The sequence below is a fragment of the Sphingobium sp. WTD-1 genome, from assembly GCF_030128825.1.
Lineage (GTDB): Bacteria > Pseudomonadota > Alphaproteobacteria > Sphingomonadales > Sphingomonadaceae > Sphingobium.
The window spans coordinates 770,013-792,132 of the sequence record NZ_CP119127.1 but is presented as its reverse complement, the minus strand read 5'-3'; the positions used below and the strand labels follow the sequence as shown (position 1 = coordinate 792,132).

Genomic DNA, 22,120 nt, shown 5'->3' with positions numbered 1-22,120 from the left:
TCCGAATTATGGATAGTTGGGGACGGTTTAGATCAGCGGGCGGCTGCGGGCAATGCGGCCTTGAGCAACTCCCAGGTCGATCCCTGGACCAGTGTGCCGTTGACGACGAAGCCGGGCGTGCCGGTGATCTTGACCTTGTTCCACGCCTCGTCGGTCATCGCCAGGATCGCCTTTTCCGAAGCCGGGTCGGCGATGCAGGCGTCGAGCTGCGCATTGGTGAAGCCGCGCTTGTTCATCAGCGCATACAGGCCGGTCTTCTGGCCGATGTCGCGCAGCGCCGCCTTCTGCTCGGTCGGCTTGGCCGCGCCCTTGTCGTACGCCATGATCTGCTCCATCCAGGCATCCTGGTTGGCGAACAGCGCCTCATGATTGCCCATGAAGCGCTTGGCGCCGCCGCAACGGGCCAGCAGCGCGGCGGTAAGGTCATATTTGTCGCGCACCGCGTTGCGCACCTCGGCGCTGACCTTGCCACCCTTCACATAATCGGCCTTCAGCGATGCACTCGCATCATTCACGAAATGGGCGCAGTGGCTGCAGGTATAGCTCACATATTCGACCAGCTTGGTCGGCGCGGCCGGGTTGCCCATGACATGGCCGCCGATCGGCGAACGCACCACCTGCGCGACCCAGTTGGGCGCGGCGGCGACGGCGATGGCGGGAACGGCGATCAGGGCAAGCAGGGAAAGGCGGAACTTGGTCATGGGGCAGTCCTAAGGCATCGCCCCGGACGGGGCGGGTTGCATCAACCGATCTTGGGCAGGCCATTCGAATTCGCAAGCCCCTGTGCCAGCGATTCGAGGACTTTGCGCAATTCCGGATCACCGATGTCGCGCAGGGAATCCCCCAGCTCGACCGGAATGGGTTTGAGGTTGCGGGGCGGCGGGCGCCGCTCGACCGGCGCGGGGCCGACCATGCCCTGCTTCATCGCCACCTTGGCGACGGCGGCATAGCCGAAGAAACGGTTCACCCGCTCGATGATGTCGGGCAGCGCATGCTGGATCATCGGCGCATGGCCGCTCATCACGGTGAGTTGCAGCGTGCCGCCCGATTTCTGGCCGACCGGGAAGCGGATCGACTCGGGCGCGGTGATCGCGGCATAGTCGGCACCGACGATATCGTTCCAGCGGGTGACGATGCTCGACTGGACGAAACCGAACTTGCGAAAGGCGGTACGGCCAATCTCCGGCATCAGGTCGGCGATCGCGCGCGGCGCACCCACGCGGGGGCGCTCGGCCGGCGGCGCGGCGCGGCTCGTCTTTTTCGCGGTCGGGGGGCGTTCCGTCATGGCGCGCTACATGGCATAGGGCCGCCATGCGCGTCGAGATGTCGGGTTCAAAAATCGCACGGGATCTGTTGGCCCATTATGACGTCCATGCCCGGCGCCTGCCCTGGCGCGCGCCGCCGGGCGCCAATGCGGCCGATCCCTATCATGTCTGGCTGTCCGAAGTGATGCTGCAACAGACCACGGTCGCGGCGGTCGGGCCTTATTTCGAGAAATTCACGGTCCGCTGGCCGACGGTGGAGGATCTGGCCGCCAGCGCCGACGCCGACCTGATGGCCGCCTGGGCGGGGCTGGGCTATTATGCCCGCGCCCGCAACCTGCTGGCCTGCGCCCGCGCCGTGGTGGCCGATCATGGCGGCCGCTTCCCCGACACCGAAGAGGCATTGCGCGCCCTGCCGGGCCTGGGCGCCTATACAGCCGCCGCCGTCGCCGCGATCGCCTTCGGGCGGCGCGCCGTCGTGGTCGATGCCAATGTCGAGCGGGTGGTCGCCCGTTTGTTCGCGATTGCGACGCCGCTGCCCGCGGCCCGGCCGGACATCCGCGCCGCGGCCGACAGCATCACGCCGGACCTGCGCGCCGGCGATTTTGCCCAGGCGATGATGGACCTGGGCGCCACCATCTGCACGGCGCGCAACCCCGCCTGCGGCATTTGCCCGCTGCGTCAGGATTGCGCGGCGGTGCGCACTGCCGATCCCGCCGCCTTCCCGGTCAAGGCGCCGAAAAAGGCCAAGCCCCATCGCCTGGGCCATGCCTGGTGGATCGAACGCAGCGACGGTCATGTCTGGCTGGTGCGACGCCCGGACAAGGGATTGCTGGGCGGCATGCGCGCGCTGCCCAGTTCCGACTGGAATGCGGCGCCCGACGCCACGCCGCCCTTCGCCGCGCCGTGGCAGACCATCGATCCGCCGGTCGCCCATGTCTTCACCCATTTCTCGCTGGCGCTCAGCGTCCACACTACCCATGTGGGGCTGGACCATGTGCCGGCGGGCGCGGGCGAATGGTGGCCGCGCGCCGGGATCGGCGAGGCGGGGCTGCCCACCCTGTTTGCGCGGGCGGCCGATGCGGCGATGAAGGAGATGACGGACGATGCACGGAACTGACCCCCAAGCGCACGGCCTGCCCGGTTTCGTCGGCGGCACGCTCGACCGGGTCGATCATATCCGCAGCAACCCCGCACTCCATGCGCAGGTCTTTGCCTCGCCCAATGCCCGGTTGCTGATCCTCGAAGGTCTCGAACCGGTGACGGACGATCATGGCCTGGCCCTGGCGCCGCTTGGCCCCGACGCCCGGATCGAGGAACATGTATTGCTGGGTGTCGATCTGCAGGACCGGCCGATCTTCGCCCATCTGGTCGAGACGCTGGAGCAAGGCCCCAATGCGACGCCGCGGTCGCGCGGCCTCGCCGATCTCGTCTCCGCGTCCGATGTCGCGCTCTACGGCACTGCGCGCAGCCTCGTCTTCTGGCATGCCCGGCATCGCTTCTGTTCGGTCTGCGGTGCGCCGACCCATGCGCACAAGGCCGGCTGGGCACGCCGCTGCGAAGCCTGCGGCTCCGAACATTTTCCGCGCGTCGATCCGGTTTCGATCATGCTCGCCGAACATCAGGGCCGTGTTCTGCTCGGCCGCCAGCATAGCTGGCCGCCCGGCCGCTATTCCGCGCTCGCCGGCTTCATCGAGCCGGGCGAGACGGTCGAGGAAGCGGTCGCGCGCGAACTGAAGGAGGAAGCGGGCATTACCGTTCACTCCGTCCGCTATGTGATGAGCCAGCCCTGGCCCTTTCCGTCCTCGCTGATGATCGCCTGCGTCGCCCAGTGCGACGATCCCGCGCTGATCCTGGACGAGACCGAGATCGAACATGCCTTCTGGTGCGATGCCGATGGCGTCGCCGCCGCGCTGGCGGGCGATCCCGACGCGCCCTTCCTCGCGCCGCCGCGCATGGCGGTTGCCTGGCACCTGCTCGACCATTGGCTGCGCGGCGCGGTTGCCCCGTCCGACGCAAGGGCGTAAGGCGCGGGCTTCCTCTTCACTACAGGATCGACCTCCCCTTATGCTCAGCCTCGAAGAAGCCCAGTCGCGCGCGCAGGATCTGGTGACGGCGGCGCGCAAGGCGGGGGCAGACGCGGCCGACGCCATCTATGCCTGCAATGCCTCGACCACGGTGGCGGTGCGGCTTGGGGCGCTGGAGGATGTCGAACGGTCCGAGGGTGAGGAGATCGGCCTGCGCGTCTTCATCGGCCAGCGCTCGGCCAGCATTTCCGCGTCGGACATGAACCCGGCGACGCTCGCCACCCTGATCGATCGCAGCATCGCCATGGCGCGCGAGGCTCCGGAAGATCCCTATGCCGGCCTGGCGCCGGAGGATCGCCTGCTCAGGAAGCGCGCGCCGTCGCTCGACCTGGTCGACGAGGAAGAGCCCGAACCCGCCGCGCTGCGCGAACGCGCGCTGATCGCGGAAGAAGCGGCGCGCAGCATCCCCGGCATCACCAACAGCGAAGGCGGCGGCGCCGCCAGCGGCCGCAGCCAGGTCGCGCTCGCCACCAGCCATGGCTTTGCCGGCGCCTATGCCGCGACCAATCATTCGACCTGGGCCAGCGTGCTCGCGGGCAGCGGCGCCGACATGCAGCGCGACCATGCCAGCCATGCCAGCCGCCATCTCAAGGATCTGGACGATGCCGAAGCGGTCGGCCTGCGCGCCGGCCAGCGCGCGGTCGCCCGGCTCAATCCCGGCAAGGTTGACAGCGGCGTCATGCCGGTCATCTTCGATCCGCGCATCGGCTCCAGCCTGGTCGGTCATCTGATCGGCGGCATGGTCGGCCCGGCGATCGCTCGCCGCTCCAGCTTCCTGCTGGACTCGCTGGGCGAAACATTGTTCGACAGCAAGATCACGATCATCGACGATCCGCTGCTGCTGCGCGGCCTGCGCTCGCGCCCGTTCGACGGCGAAGGGCTGCCGGTCGAGCGCCGCGCGCTGATCGAGGATGGCGTGCTGACCGGCTGGCTGATGGACAGCGCCTCGGCCCGCCAGCTTGGCCTGGAACCCACCGGCCATGCCAGCCGGGGCGGCGCCGGTGCGCCGGGCGCGGGTATCACCAATGTCCATATGGAAGCGGGCAGCCTGTCGGTCGGCGAACTGATGGCCGATGTGAAGCGCGGCATCTATGTCACCGAACTGATCGGCATGGGCGTCAATGGCGTCACCGGTGACTATAGCCGCGGCGCCGCCGGCTTCCTGATCGAAAATGGCGCGGTCGGCCCGGCCGTGTCGGAAATCACCATCGCCGGCAATCTGAAGGACATGTTCCGCACCTTGGTGCCGGCCAATGACCTGATGTTCCGCTATGCCATGAACGTGCCGACCCTGCGCGTCGACGGGATGACCGTTGCCGGCGGCTGAGCCTCTGTTGCCGGCCGTCGTCGCGGCGGTCACCGATGCGGCCGATCGCGCGCTGGCGCTATGGGCAGATGGCGAAACGCGCGTGCGCCAGTGGGAAAAGGTGCCCGGCCATCCCGTCTGCGAGGCGGACCTGGAAATCGACGTCATGCTGCGCGAACGGCTGGCGGCGATCGATCCGCAGGCCGGCTGGCTGTCGGAAGAAACGGCCGATACCGTGCATCGGCTCGGCGTATCGCGCGTCTGGGTGGTCGATCCGATCGACGGCACCCGCGACTATCTGCGCGGCAGGCCCGGCTGGGCCGTCTCGGTCGCCCTGGTCGAGGATGGGGCGGTCAGGCTCGGCATTTTGGCGGCACCCGCGCGCAAGGAATTGTGGATTGCGCAGGCAGGGCAGGGGGCGACCCGCAATGGCGTGCCGCTCCATGCCGGCAATCGCACCATGCTGCCCGGCGCCCGCGTGCCCGCCGATCAGTTGCCGCGCGCGGACCGCGATCTCGTCACCGTGGACAAGCCCAACAGCATCGCGCTGCGCATGGCGATGGTCGCTGCCGACGAGGCCGATCTGGTCGCCACCGTGCGCTGGGGCAATGAATGGGACGTCGCTGCCTCCGCCCTGATCGCGCAGGAGGCCGGCGCCATCGTCACCGATGCGCTGGGCGATCCGCTCGCCTTCAACCGGCCCCAGCCGGTCGCCTTCGGCCTGCTCTGCGCGGCGCCGGGCATCCATGCCGCCGCCGCTGCCCGCCTCGCGCCGCGCGCGAAGGAGATATTGGGCAAGGCCTGATCAGCCGGCGCAGGCCTTCACCGTCTTCTCCGGCAGAACGTCGTGCAGCTTGGCCCGCACCACATCGGCCCAGATGCGGTAACCGGCCGGATTCATATGCACCTTGTCGGGCTGATAATTGTCGCCCAGCTTGCCGTCCTTCAGCAGCGGCGTGGTGATGTCGGCATAATGGACGTCCTGCATGTGCGGGATCAGCCGCCGGGTCGCATCATTATAGATTTGCTGCTGCGGAAAGATCGCCCAGCGCCCCGGACTGGGCTTCATCGACAATATGATGACCGGCACGTCGCCCAGCATGTCGCTGCGCAACTCCAGGAAGCGCGCCAGATCGTGGAAGATCGGCCGCAACTGTCGCCCGCCTGCCAGGTCATTCTCGCCGGCATAGAGGATGATCGCCGCCGGTTTGGGCGTTCCCGGCTCGATATTGGCGAAGCGCGGCACTATCTCGTTGAAGGTGGCGCTGTTGATGCCGCGATTATGCGCGATCCAGGGCGCCATGTCCTGTTCCAGGCTGGTCCACCGCTTGATCGACGAACTGCCAACGAACCACAGGGCGCACGGCCCCTCGCGACCCTGCCCATCCGGCAGGGTCTGGCTGGCGTCGCGATAATGGGTGAAGGCGAACCAGCCTCCGACGATCACGCAAAAAATCGACAGGGCCAGCAACCGCTTGCCCAATGGGGAATCCAGTCTCTGCAAGATGATGGCGACCCTCCTGCTAATGGCCGAAGTCTAAACGATATTTTCCTTAAGAAAAGATGGCTGCGACAGAATGATGCCATTGCGGATTTTAAGAGCTTGGCAATATTGTGACGCTATCGTTTCGATGGCAAATTTTGCGAGCATATCGTGACCAAGAACCCGTCGATCGACCTGCTGAAAGGCTTGCTGATCCTGCTCGTCATGGGCGGGCATGCGATGGAAGTAACGCATCAGCAGCATGTCCTGCTGTGGATCGGCTCGGGTTTCCGCATGCCGTTGATGATCGGCATTTCCGGCTACCTGCTCAACGTCACTCGTACCCGCTCCATGCCGACGGGCGAGATGTTCAGCCGCTATGGCCGACGCATGCTGCTGCCCTGGGCCGTGGCGATGATCGTCTACTGGCTCGCCAGCGGCGGCCTGCTTTCCTGGCAGACGCCGCTCGACCTGTTGCTGCGTCCGCCTTTCCATCTCTGGTATGTGCCGGCGCTGTTCCTTTTGATCCTGGTGACCCGGCTGCTGCCGCTTTCGCCGCTCTTGCTGCTGGCGATCGGCGCGCCCGTCAGCCTGGCCACCATGTATAGTTTCGGCCTCGACCATGGCGCGGTCGGTGGCAGCCTGTTGTCGCCCGACAGCCGCTTCCTGCGCTATCCGGTCTATTTCTTCTTCGGCATGCTGATGGCCGAACGGGGCATGCCCAAACGCTATCTATGGCCCGTGCTGCTGGTCGGGGCGCTGGGGCTGTTCTGGTGGTCGGATCTTTATGGCACCGGCAATGCGCTCGCCTTCGTGCCCGCCCGCTTGCTGATGTGCCTGGCGCTGATCGCGCTGCTGCCCAGCATCTCGGCGGTGCGCCTGCATTTCGGCCCGATCAACCGGATCGGGCGCGAAAGCCTGTTCTTCTATCTCTGGCATCCGCTGGTGATGGGGCTGGTGGCGATGCTCGACCCGCATGGCGCCGTCATTCTCGCTGGAGCAGTGCTGCTGCTCTACATCGCCAGCGCGCTTGCGGGGCAGGGGCGATTGCCGCCCCTGTTGCTGGGCGCGGTGCCGCATCGCAGGCCGGCCCCGGTCGCCATGCCACCGGAACCGGCAACGGTCACGGTTTAGATCTTGCCATATTTCGCTTCGAAGCCGGCAATGTCGCCAGCAGCGAGATATTTGGCCTGGTCGATCCACTGGTCGCGCACCGGCCGCCCCTTGAAATTGCCCAGCTTCGCGTCGATCGCGGTGATGTCGCTGTCGCTCCAGCCGGCGATCTGGGCATAACGGGTCACGCCCAGCTCGGTCAGCAGCGCGCCCAGCTTGGGGCCAACGCCCTTCAGCTTCAGCAGGTCGTCGGCGCCATCGTTTGGTGCCGCGACGGCAGGCGATGCCGGGATCGGTGCAGGGGCCGGTTCGACCACAGGGGCGGGCGCCGGCGCTTTCTCGACCACCGGCTCGACCACTACCGGCTCGACCGCGACGGGCGCGGCAACCGGCACCGGGTCGGGCGCGGCCACCAGCGGCGCGATCACGGGCTCGGCAATCGGTTCGGCGGCCACGGGCGGCGCCACCGGGGCGGGGTCTTCCACCGCAGCCGACTTGCCCTTGCCCGACAGCAGGAACACCAGGCCGATCACGACCAGCAGCGCGATCAGCAGCCACAGGCCATAGTCCATGAAGAATTCCTGCATCGCCCTTTGCCTCCCGGAATGGATATGTCGCCCTATTTAAGGACGCTTGGCGGCGCGGGACAAGAGGGACATGTCCCGATCCCGCGCCGGTTTGGCCCTTATTGCGCCTCGCGGGCAACCTCGCGCCAGCCAATGTCGCGGCGGCAGAATCCGGTCGGGAAGTCGATCGCGTCGACCGCGGCATAGGCGGCGGCCTGCGCCGCGCCCACCGTATCGCCGGTCGCGGTGACGTTCAGCACGCGCCCGCCATTGGCGACGATCGCACCATCCTTTTCTGCCGTGCCGGCATGGAAGACGCGGGCGCCCTGTGCTTCGGCTGCTTCGATGCCGTTGATCGCGCCGCCCTTCTCCGGCGTGCCGGGATAGCCATTGGCCGCCATCACGATGGTCAGCGCGGTGCGATCCGCCAGCGCGACCGGCCCTTGCTCGGCCAGCCGGCCTTCGGCCACCGCCAGCAGCAGCTCGACCAAGTCGCCGTCGAAGCGCATCATCAGCACCTGGCATTCGGGGTCGCCGAACCGGGCATTATATTCGATCAGCTTGGGGCCTTCCTCGGTCAGCATCAGCCCGGCATAGAGCACGCCCGAATAGGGCATGCCTTCTGCGGCCAGCGTCTCGACCGTCGGCTTGATGATCCGCTCGATCACCTGCGCTTCCATTTCGGGGGTCAGCACGCGGGCCGGGCTGTAGGCGCCCATGCCGCCGGTATTGGGGCCGGTGTCGCCATCGCCGACGCGCTTGTGGTCCTGCGCCGAACCGAAGGGCAGGATCGCGCTGCCGTCGGTCAGGGCGAAGAAGCTGGCTTCCTCGCCCGTCATGAACTCTTCCAGCACCACTTCCTCGCCGGCCTTGCCGAATGCGCCGGAGAACATGGTGTCGAGCGCGTCCAGCGCTTCCTGCCGCGTTTCGGCGATGATCACGCCCTTGCCCGCGGCCAGGCCATCGGCCTTGATCACCACCGGCAGGGTGAAATCGTCGAGCGCGGCGATCGCGCCATCCTTGCTGGTGACGCGCTGATAGCCGGCGGTCGGGATGTTGGCGCGCTGGCACAGATCCTTGGTGAAGCCCTTGGAGCCTTCCAGCTGCGCCGGCTTCTTGTCGGGGCCGAACACGGCGACGCCCATGGTGCGCAGATTATCGGCCAGGCCGTCGACCAGCGGGGCTTCCGGCCCGATCACCACCAGCGCGATCGAATGGCGGGTGCAGAAATCCAGCACCGCGCGATGATCCGTCGCGTCGAGGTCGACCAGCGTGGCATGCTGGGCTATGCCGGGGTTGCCAGGCGCCGCATAGAGCGTCGAGAGGCGTGGCGATTGTGCCAGCTTCCACGCCAGCGCATGTTCGCGGCCGCCGCCGCCAAGCAGAAGGATGTTCATCTCGGCCATGTCCCCGGAATTTGATGCCTATGACAGTTCGGGCCGCCTGTTAGCCGAGGAAAGGGCGGGGGACAACGCGCCGCCGCTCAGTGTCAGCGAATTGTCGGGCCTGTTGAAGCGCACGGTGGAGGATCGCTTCGGCCATGTCCGCCTGCGCGGCGAGATTTCCGGCTTCAAGCGCGCGGCCTCGGGCCATCTCTATCTGGCGCTCAAGGACGACAATGCCGTGCTCGACGGGGTGATGTGGAAGGGCGGGGCGCAGCGGCTCGCCTTCCAGCCGCAGGACGGGGTCGAGGTGATCGCCACCGGCAAGCTCACCACCTATCCCGGCCGGTCCAAATATCAGATCGTGATCGACCGGATGGAGCTGGCGGGCGAGGGCGCGCTGATGGCGCTGCTCGAAAAGCTCAAGGCGAAGCTCGCGGCCGAAGGGCTGTTCAATCGCGATCGCAAGCGCCGCCTGCCCTTCCTGCCGCGCACCATCGGCGTCGTCACCTCGCCTACCGGCGCGGTGATCCGCGACATTCTCCATCGCCTGGCGGATCGCTGCCCGACCCAGGTGCTGCTCTGGCCGGTGCTGGTCCAGGGGCAGGGCGCAGCCGAACAGATCGCCCGCGCCGTGCGCGGCTTTTCCGCCATGGACGGCAGCGGCCCGCTGCCCCGGCCCGATCTCGTCATCGTCGCGCGCGGCGGCGGCTCGATCGAGGATCTGTGGAGCTTCAACGAGGAAATCGTCGTCCGGGCTGTCGCCGAATGCTCGATCCCGACCATTTCGGCGGTCGGGCATGAAACCGACACGACCTTGTGCGACTATGCCGCAGACATGCGTGCGCCCACACCGACCGCTGCCGCCGAAATGGCCGTGCCGGTCCGCGCCGAACTGCTGGCGATGCTGGGCGAAATGGGCCTGCGCTCCAGCCGGGCGGTGCGGCGCGGGGCGATGCAGGCGCGCGAACGGCTGGAGATGCAGGCGCGGCTGATGCCGACGCCCGACACTCTGCTCGCGCCGCAGCGGCAGCGGCTAGACCTTCTGTCCGACGGTCTCAACAGCGGCCTGCGCCACCGGCTGGCCGACGCCCGCGCCCATCTGGGTCAGGTCAGTGGCGCGCTGCGCCCGGCCTTGCTGCGCCAATATGTCAGCCGCGCGGCCGAGCGGGTCGACCGGTTGCGGCTGCGTCCCGATTATCTGACCCGCGTCTATCGCGACCGCGCCATCGCCTTCGATCGCCTCTCGCGCCTCTTCACCTCGGTCAATCCCGACCTGCCGTTGCAGCGCGGCTTTGCGCGGGTGATGGCGGGCGACCGGCTGGTCCGTTCGGTGGTCGATGCGCAGGCCGCAGGCCAGGTCAGCCTGCACTTCGCAGATGGCGCCGTGGCCGCCGCGATCGACGCCGCGCCCCTTGAGGCCGCGCCCGCGCCCGCTATATCCGCCCCATCCCGTCCCGCGCGCAAGCCGCGCGACACCGTCGAAGGTGGCCAGCAGGACCTCTTCTCCTGATGCGCCGCAGAAAGGCCTGATTCATGCTGATGTCCAACCGCGACCGCCCGGCCCGGCTGCATTATATGCCCTACAGCTTTCGCGTGCTGCAGGCCGGCGACCATGTGCTGTGCGCCGTGTCCGGCCAGCGCATCCCGCTGGAGGATCTGCGCTACTGGTCGATCGCCCGGCAGGAGCCCTATGCCAGCGCCGCCTTGTCGGTCGAGGCGGAACTGAAGGCGCGCCCGGCCGGATGATACGTCGGTTCGCCGCTTTGCTGGCCCTCACCGCGCTGCCGCTTGCCCCGGCGATGCTGCGCGCGGCGCCGGCCAGTGTTGCCACGGCCGATTTCATCCTGTCCGGCCCGGCAATCCAGGGCGGCACTTTGCTCGGCACTGCGCCGGCCGGCACGGTCGCGCTCCATTTCGGCGACCAGCTGGTGCCCGTCGATGCCGATGGCCGCTTCCTGATCGCCTTCGATCGCGACGCGCCGCCACCGGCGAAGCTCAGCGCACGCCTGTCGGACGGCCGGGTCATCGATCGCGCGCTGACCGTCGCGCCGCGCGAATGGCGGCTGGAACGGATCAACGCGCCGCTGCGTCCGACAAAGAGCAGCGAGGCCTTCCTCGCCCTGCGCAAGCCCGAACTGGAGCAGATTGCCGCCGCACGCGACACGGTGACGGACGCGCAGGGCTGGCGTCAGCGCTTCATCTGGCCGCGCCTCGGCCGGATTTCCGGCCTGTTCGGGTCGCAGCGCATCTATCAGGGGCAGCCCGGCGCCTATCATGGCGGCGTCGATGTCGCCGGCGCGACCGGCGAACCGGTGGTGGCGCCGGCCGACGGGGTGGTGATCCTGGCCGCCGATCATCCCTTCACGCTGGAGGGCAATCTGCTGATGATCGACCATGGCCATGGCCTCAACAGCGCCTTCCTGCATCTGTCGCGGATCGATGTGAAGCCCGGCGACCATGTGGCACAGGGGCAACGCATCGGCGCGATCGGCGCCACAGGCCGTGCGACCGGCCCCCACCTCCACTGGGGCATGAAATGGAACGACGCGCGCATCGACCCGCTGTTGCTCGCCGGGCCGATGCCGCAGGCGCGATAGGGATCAGCCGACCCGTTTCGCCCGCACCGCCCGGCCGGCAATCTTGATCATGAAGCTGCCCATGCTGGCGCGCTTGATCTCGATCGTCATGCCGGGCTTGGGATCGCGATAGGTAACCGCCTCGGTAGTCATCCATTCCGCGCCGTCTTCCAGCGTGATCAGCCATTTGCCGTTGCCGACATTCTTGGCCGTCGCGATCGTCGCTTCGATCTGCGTCATGGCATCGGCCTCGGCACCCTCCTTCTTCTCGTCTTCGTTGCCGCCGCCCAGGAACGGCAATTTGGGGAAGGAAAAGCCGAACAGCGTGCGCCGGGTCTTGTTGAGTTCGGTCTTGTCCAGCACCACCACCTCATCGCGCTGGGCGGCGCTGTCCATGGCACCGACCTGCCGATCATAACAGGCCAGGCGGGCCTGATCTTCGGTGATTGCACGACATTTCAGAAGGTCGGTAAATATTTCAGCGCGCGGCTGCTGACGCTCTGCCGCAACCGTGCCAGTTGCGGCCAGACACAGCGGTAGTGCCACAATCATCGCATGATGGGCCTTCATATGCTTGATTCTCCGTCGATCTGCAGCCAATGGGCGCCACCATGCACCCCGCGAGTCTGTCGTCAATAGAGGGTGGCAGCCTCCGCAATATCCCGCCATTGGTCACAAACTGACAGAGCATCGCTCGCAATTGCAGCATTGCGTCGCCTTCTGTTGCGACCTTGAAATTATCTTGCTTTGCGACCGTAAAATTCCACATGTTTCGTCTTGTTGCATTTTTGATACAGGCCCGTTCAAAAGCAGCAAGGCGCGATTTCCCGCGCTTTACAGCGGCTTTCCCACCGCGCAGGTTCCCGCAATCCATACGGGGGGATCGCTGTCGGGCACCATATCCCCTTGTAGGTGCATATGAAGGCAGGTGACTGCCCAACTCCAGAGCAAGGGACTGGAAACGTGAAGACATTTTCGAAGAGGGCACTGCTGCGTGCCAGCGCCGCTCCGGCGATTCTCGGTGCGTCGCTGATCGCGACTGCCGCGTTCGCGCAGGAAGCGCCGCAGGGCGCCGAAGCTGAAGCCACCGACACCATCGTCGTTACCGGCTCGCTCATCAAGAACCCGAACCTGGAACGCTCGACTCCGGTCACCGCGACCACGTCGGACCAGATCGAACTGAAGCAGAACAACACCGCCGAAGAAATTCTGCGCGAAATTCCGGGCGTCGTCCCCAGCATCGGTTCGGCCGTCAACAACGGCAACGGCGGTGCGTCGCTGGTCGACCTTCGCGGCCTCGGCTCGTTCCGTAACATCGTTCTGATCGACGGTTCGCGTCTGGCTCCCTCGGGCCTCGCTGGCCAGTTCGACCTTAACAACATTCCGCTCGCTCTCGTCGAGCGCGTCGAAGTGCTGACCGGTGGTGCATCGACCACCTACGGCGCCGACGCCATCTCGGGCGTGGTGAACTTCATCACCAAGTCGGACTTCTCGGGTCTCGAAGCCAATGTTTCGAACCAGCTGACCGAACAGGGCGACGGCAACTATTTCCGTGCCGACGTGACCCTGGGCGCCAACTTCGACGACGGCCGCGGCAACGTGGTCTTCTCGGTCGGCTATCAGCAGGCTGACCCCGTCTATCAGGGCGACCGTTCCTTCTCGCAGGTTTCGATCGATTCCTTCACCGGTGCAAATGGCGGTTCGGGCACCTCGACCCCGTCACGCTTCACCAACGTGAACGTGACCGGCGCCGACTCGATCACCACGGGTTGCGGCGCCGCCGATCAGGTCGCCTGTAACGCTGTTCAGGGCAACCGTCAGGTGACGGCGGCCGGCGGTGCGTTCCGCCCGACCTCGGCGTTCGACGCCTATAACTTCAACCCCTACAACATCTTCCAGACGCCCTTTAAGCGCTTCAACATGTACGGCGCTGGCCGTTATGAAGTCAGCGATGCGGTCGAAGTCTACGCCCGTGGCGTCTTCTCGAAGAACACCGTCAGCACGATCATCGCGCCGTCGGGTGCCTTCGGCATTTCGGTCGCTGTTCCGCTCAGCAACCCCTATCTGACGGCTGCTCAGCGTAACGCTTTCTGCGCTTTCGACACCAACCCCGGCGTCGGCTACACGGCCCGTTTCACTCAGGCTCAGTGTGACGCAGCCGCTGTTGCGACCGATCCGAACGATCCCAACTATCGTACCGTCACGACGACCCTGTCGCGTCGTGCGACCGAACTGGGGCCGCGTGTCTCCGACTTCACCACCACCTTCTTCGACTACAAGGTCGGCGCGCGTGGCGGCATCACCGACTCGATCAGCTGGGATCTGTCGGGCTCCTATGGTGAGAGCGAGCAGATCCAGACCCAGCAGGGCTACTGGCTGACCTCGCGCGTGCGTCAGGCGCTGCTGGCGACCAACACCGCCACCTGCCTGACCGACACCAATGGTTGCGTCCCGCTCAACGTGTTCGGCGCCGACGGCTCGATCACCGATGCGATGAACAACTATCTGACTGCCAACAGCCAGGTCGCGACCAAGACCTCGCTGGCGCAGGTCAAGGGCGTGGTCAGCGGCGACTTCGGCGTCGCTGTGCCGTTCGCGGCCGACGCCGTGGCCTTCGCGGTCGGTGGCGAATATCGCAAGTACACCGCCTCGCGCGAATCCGATCTGCTGTCGCAGTCGGGTGACCTGGGCGGCGCCGGTGGTGCGGCTCCCAACGTGGACGGCGGCTATGACGTCTACGAAGCCTATGGCGAACTCATCCTGCCGCTGGTTCAGGACAAGCCCTTCTTTGAAGACCTGACCGCCGAAGCGGGCATCCGCTATTCGGACTACAGCGTTCAGGGCGGTGCTGGCTACAACACCACCACCTGGAAGGCCGGTCTGAACTGGACCCCGATCAACGGTCTGAAGCTGCGCGGTAACTATTCGCATGCCGTTCGTGCCCCGAACATTTCGGAGCTCTTCTCGCCGCTGAACACCGTCCTGACCAACCTTGCTTCCGATCCCTGCGCCGGCGCTGCGCCGACCCAGAATGCCAATCTGGCCGCGATCTGCGTCGCTCAGGGTGCTCTGGCCTCGCAGCTTGGTTCGATCATCAACGATCCGGCTGGCCAGGTGAACACCACCACCGGTGGCAACCTCGCCCTGGGTCCGGAAAAGTCGAACAGCTATACCCTGGGTCTGGTGCTGCAGCCTTCGGCCCTCCCGGGTCTGGCGATCACCGTCGACTATTATAACATCAAGATCACGGGTGCGATCACCACGCCGACCCCGGACGATGTTATCAATGCTTGCTTCGACAACATCACTGCCGCCAGCGCTTCGAGCTCGGCTTGCACGGTCATCCGTCGCGATCCGTCGACCGGTGGTCTTTATGGTGAAGCTGCCGTCGTTGGCGGTCTGTACCAGCCGCTGTCGAACCTGGGTAAGCTCAAGACCGACGGTATCGATGTCTCGATCAACTATTCGAAGGACATCGGTTTCGCCAAGTGGTCGATGAATGCCAACGGCAACTGGACCAACAGCTCGAAGTTCCAGGCGACGCCGACTTCGGTCAACCGCGACTGCGTCGGCCTCTACTCGGTCAACTGCGGTTACAGCGGTTCGATCCAGCCGGAATTCCAGTGGTCGGTTCGTAACACCCTGTCCTTCGGCATGGCCGATGTTTCGCTGCTGTGGCGCTACATCGACGGTGTGAAGTATGAGGATGGCGATGCGTTCGTTGGCGAACTCAACGGTAAGCAGGTCGATTTCAACCGTATCCCGGCTGAACATTATTTCGATCTGACCGGCCGTTTCCACGCCTCGGACGAAATCACCTTCACGCTGACCGTGCAGAACCTGTTCGACAACAAGCCGACCGTGGTTGGCAACTCGATCGGTTCGACCAGCTTCAACAGCGGCAACGTCTATCCGTCGACCTACGACCCGCTGGGCCGTCGCTACGCTGTTTCGGCCAAGTTCCGCTTCTAATCGAAGCGCAACGCCGAATGAAAAAAGGAGGGCCGGCTGCAAAGCCGGCCCTTTTTTCATGCCGTCCTCAGCGCCTGCGCCGGACATGCGATGCCGCGCCACTGCGTGCAGCGCTCGGTCTTCCGTCGATTGGCTATTGTCCTGCCCGCGGGCGGGATAGGCGCCTCAGCCCAAAAGCGAGCGGGGCAGGTCCATGGCGATGCCATTGTTGCGGGCGATCAGGCCGGCCCATTCGCCGACCTTCTCTACCTCCTCGGCATGCAGCGTTTTGCCATCCTGGGCGGCGCGTTCGCGCTGGCCCTGGCCGAAATTGGCGCCGGTCTTGGAATCCCGGCCGAATATCGGCCCGGCAACGATGGCGGCAATGTCCGCGTCGCTCAGCGCGATATCGAAATGGCGGGCCAGAACGGTCAGGCTCTCGGCCGGATGCGCGATCAATGTTTCACTGTTCAGGGTCAGGACGCGTTCGCCCAATTGCCCGGTCAGCGCCTGGAACTGGGCCTGCTGTGCCAGCCAGCCCAGCGCCGCAATCTGGATATCGGTCAGCCCCAGATAATCGGACGGGGCGATACCCAGATTGACCATGCCCTCGCGCAGCAGCTTGCCGAACAGGTCGCGCACCCACAACCGGCCCCACATGCCCTTGCGGGCGATCGACGCCAGATAGGCATCCAGCGGCGCATGGAGCAGCAGTGCGCGGGCCGTGGGGCGCAGCGCCATGATGCCTGGAATCAACGGATTGATCAGGTTGGACGGCTTCACCACCACCGCTTCGCCGGCTGTGAAGGGGCGGGCGAGCAGTCGCAGGCCATGATCCAGCGCGCGGGCAGCCTCCGGTCCCTTCGCGCCGCGATGGCGCCAGCCGACAATGTCGTTCAGCAGCACGGGTTCCTTGAGGCCCATGGCGACGCCGGGACGGTCGAAGGCGGCGGCCAGCAGGGTCGAACAGCAATAGGCCGAATGGAAGATGAAATGCACCGGCGCGGGCGGCGGTGCGGCGCTCACGGCTTCCTCGCGTCGGACCACGATCGGCTCGACGCCCTGAGCGATATATTCGTCTGTCAGGAACGGCACATCGGCGTGGCGCGCGCGCGATACCTGTAGAAACTGAAAGGCATCATGGCCCGGATCATAGCGGTGGGCCAGCCAGCGGGCATCCGCCATTAACATGGTCAGGGGCTGGGTCGAGGAAGCGCTCATTGACCCAGCCTTCGCACGGCATGGGGGCGGGGAGCAAGGCCGCAGGCAGCCGTCTTGTTTGGGCCGTCGCATATGATAGCAGGATGGGATGAACCAGCAGATCGGACGATTTTTGCAACAGGCGGCCGAAGCCCGCCGCACCGGCCACCATGACGAGGTGCGGGCTGTGCTTGCGCATGTTCTTGCGCTCCAGCCCGGCGAGCCTCAGGCGCTCAACATGCTGGGCATGATGGCACTGGAAGTCGGCGATTTTGGTGCTGCCCGCAGCCATTTTCTGGGCGCCACCCAGAGTGATGGCAGTGAACCCGCCCTGTGGATGAATGTGGCAGCCGCACAGCGAGGACTGGGCGATGTCGAGGGTGAGAGGGCCGCTCTGCAACGCGCGATCGACATCGATCAGCGTAATTTCATGGCGCAGATGCGCCTGGCCCAATTGCAGCAGCGTCTGGGCGAAGTCCAGGCTGCCGCCGATAGCTGGAGCAAGGTGCTGGCGATGTCGTCCGGCATGGGCGATTTGCCGCCGCAACTGGTCGACACGTTGGCCGAAGCGCGTGGCTTCGTCACCAATCATCAGGCGCGGTTGGCAAGCTTCGTGGAAGATGGTGTCGCGCCGCTGCTGGCGGATGCGGATGTGCGGAGCCAGCGCCGCTTCCAGGCGTGTCTCGATCATGAATTCGGGCGGCGTCCGCTCTACCAGAACCAGTGTTCCGGGCTCCATTACCCCTTCCTGCCGGCCGATGAATATTTCGAGCCCGACCATTTCCCCTGGATGGCGGAACTGGAAGCGAAGACCGACGTCATCCGGGCCGAATTTCTGGGCCTGATCGAACAGCAGGGCGGCAATGTGCGTCCCTATGTTCGTCAGGATCCGGGCACGCCCGAAAATAAATGGACGGCGCTCGATGGCTCGCTCGATTGGGGTGCGGCTTTCCTATGGGAATATGGCGTGCGCAACGAAGCCGTCTGCGATGCCTGTCCCCAGACCGTCGCGGCGCTGGAAGCATTGCCGCGGGCCGACATCCCCGGCCGAGCGCCATCCGCCTTTTTCTCGCTGCTCAAGCCTCGCAGCCGTATTCCGGCCCACACTGGGGTTACCAATACGCGGGCGATCATCCATTTGCCGCTCATTGTTCCGCCGGGTTGTTTCTTCCGCGTCGGCGGTGAAACCCGTGCCTGGCAGGAAGGACAGGCCTTTGCCTTTGACGACACGATCGAACATGAAGCCTGGAATGACAGCGATCATCTTCGCGTCGTCCTGATCTTCGACGTGTGGAATCCGCATTTGTCACTTGCCGAGCAGCAGCTCTTGAAGCAATTCTATGCCACAGCTGATGCCAGCAGGGCGCAGGATGCTCTGGAGGCCGGGGTTTAAGATATTGGACGCGACGGCCATTGCGCCGGATCGCCTGTCATCTGGGAGATTTAAGATGCGTATCGTCAAAGCCTTGGTCGTGACCGGCCTGTTCGCGATGGCCTATCCCGCCCTCGCTGAAGACAAGCCCAAGCTCGACCGCAATGATCCTAATGCAACGCGCTGCCGCAGCTTCCCGATAACGGGTTCGCTGGTGAAGAAGGAGCGCGTCTGCAAGACGAACGCAGAATGGCGCGCCATCAGTGAACAGCAGAATCGCGATGCCGATGATCTGATTACGCGCAGCCGCGCCGGCATGAATCCGAACGGTTGAATCTGCGCGTCGCCCATATGGGCGATAGGAACAATATGTACCGAATTGACGGGGGCGGGCGCTATGGGCGCGCGCCCCCGTTTTCATGTGCGCAGTCATTTTATCTGGTCACGCATGCGCGTGATTTGATCTTTTTCGACCCAGTCCATGTGCGAAATTTTAACGATCGATTCCTGTAATATAATTACGCAAGCGTGCGAAGGGCGTGTCTTCTCTCGCCAGTCCTGTTGCGCAAAAATACCGATAATTGCGCGCTTTTCGACCGTCGGTGACGGACAGATTCAGAGGAATATGATTTAGTTTCAACACCGTAATGGTGTTGCTGTAATGTTGCACATTTGTAAAAATCGTAACGTTTCGTAACGCAACCGGGTTTACAGCCGGTTCCATGAGGCGCACCCATGCCCCGCCTTGTGGTTCCGCAGGGTCGCACTGGTCACAGCAGGCAGACCAATCTGCCGCTCCAGATAAGGGACTGGAAATTTGAAGAACGCATCGATTGCCGCATTCTTGCGGGCCGGAGTCGCGCCCGTCATTCTCGCTACCGCGCTGTTCCAGGCGCCCCTCCATGCTCAGGATGCCGCCCCCCAGGCCGATGACGGCGCGAACGATACGATCGTCGTGACCGGCTCGCTGCTGCGCCGCATCGACAAGGAAACCATTTCGCCGATCACCACCGTTTCGTCGGAAGATCTGGCGATCCGCGGCATCACCACGGTGCAGCAGGGCATCCAGAATCTGTCGGCCAATAACGGCCCGGCACTGACCAACGGCTTCTCGGCCAATGGCGCCTTTGCCGGTGGTGCGTCGGCGGTCTCGCTGCGCGGCCTGTCGACCTCTTCGACGCTGGTGCTGTTCGACGGCCTGCGTGCTGCTTATTATCCGCTGGCCGATGACGGCACGCGCAACTTCGTCGACCTCAACACCATCCCCGACGCCATCGTCGATCGGGTCGAAGTGGTGAAGGACGGCGCGTCCGCCACCTATGGCGCCGACGCGGTGGCCGGCGTGGTCAACATCATCACCAAGCGCGAAGTGAAGGGGCTGCACCTTCAGGCCGAAGCCGGCGTCGCTGAAAAGGGCTATGGCGCCAACCAGCGCCTGTCGGCGACCTATGGCTATGGCGACCTCGCCGAACAGGGCTTCAACGCCTATGTCAGCGCCCATTATCTCAAGAGCGCTGCGGTCTATAACAAGGATCTGGGCTATCCCTACAACAGCGACGACCTGTCCGGCATCTGCCATGACGGCGTCTGCGGTCCCAACAACATGGCCAATGGCGTCGATCCCAGCATCGGCTTCACCGGCCTGTCGACCGCGACCAATGTCTTCATGGCCCGTCCGTATGATGCTGCCACTGGCGCGGGCACTGGCCGCTACGAGCTGCTCAATGCCGCAGCCGGCTGCGGCAGCCTCAATCCCTACACGCTGACCGACGACGAATATGCGGCCAACAAGACCGCACCGCATACCGTCTGCCAGCAGGACATCACCCACGATTACAGCCAGGTTCTGCCGGAACAGCAGCGCTGGGGCATTTCGGGTCGCTTCACCAAGATCGTCGGCGACAGCGGTGAAGCCTATCTCGAACTCAACTATGAGAACAGCAAGTCCTCCTATACCGGCCTTGCCTCGATCATCCGCGCCAATGCGCCGGCCGGCATCGACTATTCGGCCTATTCGACCTCGACCGGCGCCGGCCTGCTGCGTCTGCCCGTCTATGTCTGCGCCCGCGGCACCGCCAGCTGTGATGCCAGCAACGGCACGCTGAACCCGAACAACCCCTATGCCGCCCAAGGCCAGGAAGCCGCCATCATCGGCCGCCTGCCGACCAGCACCGAATATAATGAATCGGTCAGCCAGGTCTTCCGCGCTGCCGCCGGCATCAAGGGCGATTTCGGCGACGACTGGCATTATCAGGTCGACGGCACCGCCATGGTCTCGAAGCTCAAGACCACGGCCAAGGGCTATGTCTATATCCAGCATCTGCTCGATGTGATCGCGGACGGTTCGTATAATTTCATGAACCCGTCGGCGACCTCGCAGGAGACGCTCGACTATCTGACCCCGACCCAGATCAACCACAGCAAGACCCAGCTTTATCAGGGCCAGGCCAGCATTTCGAAGGAAGTGTTCGACCTGCCGGGTGGTCCGCTGCAGGTCGCGGTTGGCGTCGCCGCCCGCTATGAATCGCTCAACAATCCCAGCGGCAACCCCGACTATGACGGTCAGACCGAGCGCTATTTCCGCCTGAACGCCTTCGGCGCCAAGGGCCATCGCGACGTCGAATCCGCCTATTTCGAACTGAGCGCACCGATCGTCGAGCAGCTTGAACTGACGGCGGCGGGACGCTATGATCGCTATTCGACCGGGCAGGAGAATTTCTCGCCCAAGTTCGGCGCGAAGTTCAAGCCGATCCGCGAACTGATGTTCCGTGGCACCTTCTCGAAGGGCTTCCGTATCCCCAGCTTCGCGGAAATGGGCGCCCTGCCGACCACCGGCTATGTCACCCAGTCGATCGGTTCGATGCCGCAGGAATTCATCGACCAGCATCTGAACGCGGCTGGCACCGGTCCCAACACCTATCTGACCAACTATTCGATCGGTCAGACGACGGTGGGCAATCCGGACCTGAAGGCGGAAAAGTCGCGCAACATCACGCTTGGTGCGACCTTCCAGCCGCTCAACAATGTGTCGTTCAGCGTCGACTATTATAATATCAAGAAGACCGGCGCGATCACCTCGGTGAACTTCTCGAACGCGATCGCCAACTATTACGCCACCGGGGAAACCTCCTATGATGGCGTGACGGTGATCCCGGATGAAGTCGATCAGGAACATACCGGTTCGCAGCGCCGCATCGCCTTCGTGCAGGGTAGCTTCATCAACGCCAACACGATCAAGACGTCGGGTATCGATTTCAACGCGATGGGCAAGTTCCGCCTGAGCGACAATATCACCTTCTCGACCTCGATCGATGCGACCTATGTCATCAAGCTGAACACCGAATATCCCGACGGGACGGTTGAACATTATGTCGACACGCTCGGCAACTTCAACCTGACGGCCGGTTCGGGCACGCAGCAATGGCGGGGCAGCTGGCAAAATACGCTGGACTTCGGCCGGGGTTCGATCAGCGCCACCGCCTATTATACCGATGGCTATGATTATTCGGCCGAGGATCAGGGCGGCACTGCCGGCGACTGCAGCCTGGTGCCGACCAACTATAATGGCGACGCCTATCAGGGCTGCCGTGTGAAGTCGTTCATCAGCGTCGACATGACGGGCACGATCAAGGTCAATGACCAGTTCGAGCTTTATGCCAATGTCATGAACGTCTTCAACAACAAGCCGCCGATCGATGCGACCACCTATGGCGCCTATCTCTACAACCCGGTGGTTGGCGAGTCGGCGATCCTGGGCCGCTCCTTCCGCATCGGCGCCAAGGCCAGCTTCTAAGCCAGATAATATAAAAGGGCGGCCCT

Annotated in this window: 19 protein-coding genes; 12 read left to right on the top strand and 7 right to left on the bottom strand. The window is 64.7% G+C overall.

Annotation, left to right across the window (positions count from 1 at the left end; genetic code table 11):
• Nucleotides 1-32 precede the first annotated feature (32 nt).
• Together N6H05_RS03995 and N6H05_RS03990 are read right to left on the bottom strand one after the other, a co-directional pair.
• A complete protein-coding gene (locus tag N6H05_RS03995) occupies nucleotides 33-701 on the bottom strand; it encodes a thioredoxin domain-containing protein (RefSeq protein ID WP_004209297.1) in 669 nt (222 codons plus the stop codon).
• Between the two features lie 41 nt (nucleotides 702-742).
• Nucleotides 743-1,285: a DUF721 domain-containing protein gene (locus N6H05_RS03990; protein WP_069338756.1), complete on the bottom strand. Its 543-nt coding sequence runs from the start codon at nucleotides 1,283-1,285 to the stop codon at nucleotides 743-745.
• A gap of 26 nt (nucleotides 1,286-1,311) precedes the next feature.
• Between N6H05_RS03990 and N6H05_RS03985 the strand changes: the two genes are divergently transcribed.
• Genes N6H05_RS03985 through N6H05_RS03970 form a run of 4 tightly spaced genes read left to right on the top strand, consistent with a single transcriptional unit; the run spans nucleotide 1,312 to nucleotide 5,460 of the window.
• A complete protein-coding gene (locus N6H05_RS03985) occupies nucleotides 1,312-2,382 on the top strand; it encodes an A/G-specific adenine glycosylase (protein ID WP_284112795.1) in 1,071 nt (356 codons plus the stop codon).
• On the top strand, nucleotides 2,369-3,289 hold the full coding sequence (gene nudC / locus N6H05_RS03980; protein WP_284112793.1) for an NAD(+) diphosphatase: 921 nt from the start codon (nucleotides 2,369-2,371) through the stop codon (nucleotides 3,287-3,289). Before N6H05_RS03985 ends, nudC begins: the two co-directional genes overlap by 14 nt.
• A gap of 40 nt (nucleotides 3,290-3,329) precedes the next feature.
• Nucleotides 3,330-4,676 carry a TldD/PmbA family protein gene (locus N6H05_RS03975; RefSeq protein WP_284112792.1) on the top strand — a complete coding sequence of 449 codons (1,347 nt, stop codon included), beginning with the start codon at nucleotides 3,330-3,332 and terminating at the stop codon, nucleotides 4,674-4,676.
• A complete protein-coding gene (locus tag N6H05_RS03970; RefSeq protein WP_026109305.1) occupies nucleotides 4,663-5,460 on the top strand; it encodes a 3'(2'),5'-bisphosphate nucleotidase CysQ in 798 nt (265 codons plus the stop codon). The genes N6H05_RS03975 and N6H05_RS03970 overlap by 14 nt, the downstream gene beginning before the upstream one ends.
• On the opposite strand, the gene N6H05_RS03965 is transcribed toward N6H05_RS03970, so the two are convergent.
• Entirely contained in the window at nucleotides 5,461-6,159 is a 699-nt protein-coding gene (locus tag N6H05_RS03965; protein WP_284112791.1) for a GDSL-type esterase/lipase family protein, read from the bottom strand.
• 150 nt (nucleotides 6,160-6,309) lie between these two features.
• On the opposite strand from N6H05_RS03965, the gene N6H05_RS03960 reads away from it, so the two are divergent.
• Nucleotides 6,310-7,272 carry an acyltransferase family protein gene (locus tag N6H05_RS03960; RefSeq protein ID WP_284112790.1) on the top strand — a complete coding sequence of 321 codons (963 nt, stop codon included), beginning with the start codon at nucleotides 6,310-6,312 and terminating at the stop codon, nucleotides 7,270-7,272.
• Here the strand turns inward: N6H05_RS03960 and N6H05_RS03955 are convergent.
• Both N6H05_RS03955 and purD read right to left on the bottom strand, forming a co-directional pair.
• Nucleotides 7,269-7,838: a helix-hairpin-helix domain-containing protein gene (locus N6H05_RS03955; protein ID WP_069338763.1), complete on the bottom strand. Its 570-nt coding sequence runs from the start codon at nucleotides 7,836-7,838 to the stop codon at nucleotides 7,269-7,271. The two genes, N6H05_RS03960 and N6H05_RS03955, sit on opposite strands and share 4 nt — an antisense overlap.
• Nucleotides 7,839-7,936: 98 nt before the next feature.
• A complete protein-coding gene (gene purD, locus N6H05_RS03950; protein ID WP_284112789.1) occupies nucleotides 7,937-9,214 on the bottom strand; it encodes a phosphoribosylamine--glycine ligase in 1,278 nt (425 codons plus the stop codon).
• Nucleotides 9,215-9,221: 7 nt separating this feature from the next.
• On the opposite strand from purD, the gene xseA reads away from it, so the two are divergent.
• The 3 genes from xseA to N6H05_RS03935 are packed head-to-tail and all read left to right on the top strand — an operon-like array spanning nucleotide 9,222 to nucleotide 11,799.
• Nucleotides 9,222-10,712 carry an exodeoxyribonuclease VII large subunit gene (xseA, locus tag N6H05_RS03945; protein ID WP_284112788.1) on the top strand — a complete coding sequence of 497 codons (1,491 nt, stop codon included), beginning with the start codon at nucleotides 9,222-9,224 and terminating at the stop codon, nucleotides 10,710-10,712.
• Between the two features lie 23 nt (nucleotides 10,713-10,735).
• Nucleotides 10,736-10,948, top strand: coding sequence for a DUF2093 domain-containing protein (locus N6H05_RS03940; RefSeq protein ID WP_037508030.1), 213 nt, complete (start codon nucleotides 10,736-10,738; stop codon nucleotides 10,946-10,948).
• Entirely contained in the window at nucleotides 10,945-11,799 is an 855-nt protein-coding gene (locus N6H05_RS03935) for a M23 family metallopeptidase (protein ID WP_502958957.1), read from the top strand. The genes N6H05_RS03940 and N6H05_RS03935 overlap by 4 nt, the downstream gene beginning before the upstream one ends.
• Before the next feature lie 3 nt (nucleotides 11,800-11,802).
• Here the strand turns inward: N6H05_RS03935 and N6H05_RS03930 are convergent, their stop codons facing one another.
• Nucleotides 11,803-12,348 (bottom strand): hypothetical protein, encoded by a 546-nt coding sequence (locus tag N6H05_RS03930; RefSeq protein WP_284112787.1) that lies wholly within the window; start codon nucleotides 12,346-12,348, stop codon nucleotides 11,803-11,805.
• A gap of 393 nt (nucleotides 12,349-12,741) precedes the next feature.
• On the opposite strand from N6H05_RS03930, the gene N6H05_RS03925 reads away from it, so the two are divergent.
• Nucleotides 12,742-15,750 (top strand): TonB-dependent receptor domain-containing protein, encoded by a 3,009-nt coding sequence (locus N6H05_RS03925; protein ID WP_069338767.1) that lies wholly within the window; start codon nucleotides 12,742-12,744, stop codon nucleotides 15,748-15,750.
• Between the two features lie 165 nt (nucleotides 15,751-15,915).
• On the opposite strand, the gene N6H05_RS03920 is transcribed toward N6H05_RS03925, so the two are convergent.
• On the bottom strand, nucleotides 15,916-16,950 hold the full coding sequence (locus N6H05_RS03920) for a hypothetical protein (protein WP_284112786.1): 1,035 nt from the start codon (nucleotides 16,948-16,950) through the stop codon (nucleotides 15,916-15,918).
• A gap of 88 nt (nucleotides 16,951-17,038) precedes the next feature.
• Between N6H05_RS03920 and N6H05_RS03915 the strand changes: the two genes are divergently transcribed.
• The 3 genes from N6H05_RS03915 to N6H05_RS03905 all read left to right on the top strand — a co-directional run bounded on the left by N6H05_RS03915 (nucleotide 17,039) and on the right by N6H05_RS03905 (nucleotide 22,094).
• Nucleotides 17,039-18,322 carry an aspartyl/asparaginyl beta-hydroxylase domain-containing protein gene (locus tag N6H05_RS03915; RefSeq protein WP_069338769.1) on the top strand — a complete coding sequence of 428 codons (1,284 nt, stop codon included), beginning with the start codon at nucleotides 17,039-17,041 and terminating at the stop codon, nucleotides 18,320-18,322.
• Nucleotides 18,323-18,377: 55 nt separating this feature from the next.
• On the top strand, nucleotides 18,378-18,635 hold the full coding sequence (locus tag N6H05_RS03910) for a hypothetical protein (protein WP_234792514.1): 258 nt from the start codon (nucleotides 18,378-18,380) through the stop codon (nucleotides 18,633-18,635).
• Nucleotides 18,636-19,118: 483 nt separating this feature from the next.
• Nucleotides 19,119-22,094, top strand: a complete 2,976-nt coding sequence (locus N6H05_RS03905) for a TonB-dependent receptor plug domain-containing protein (protein WP_284112784.1) — start codon at nucleotides 19,119-19,121, stop codon at nucleotides 22,092-22,094.
• The last annotated feature ends 26 nt before the right edge of the window (nucleotides 22,095-22,120 follow it).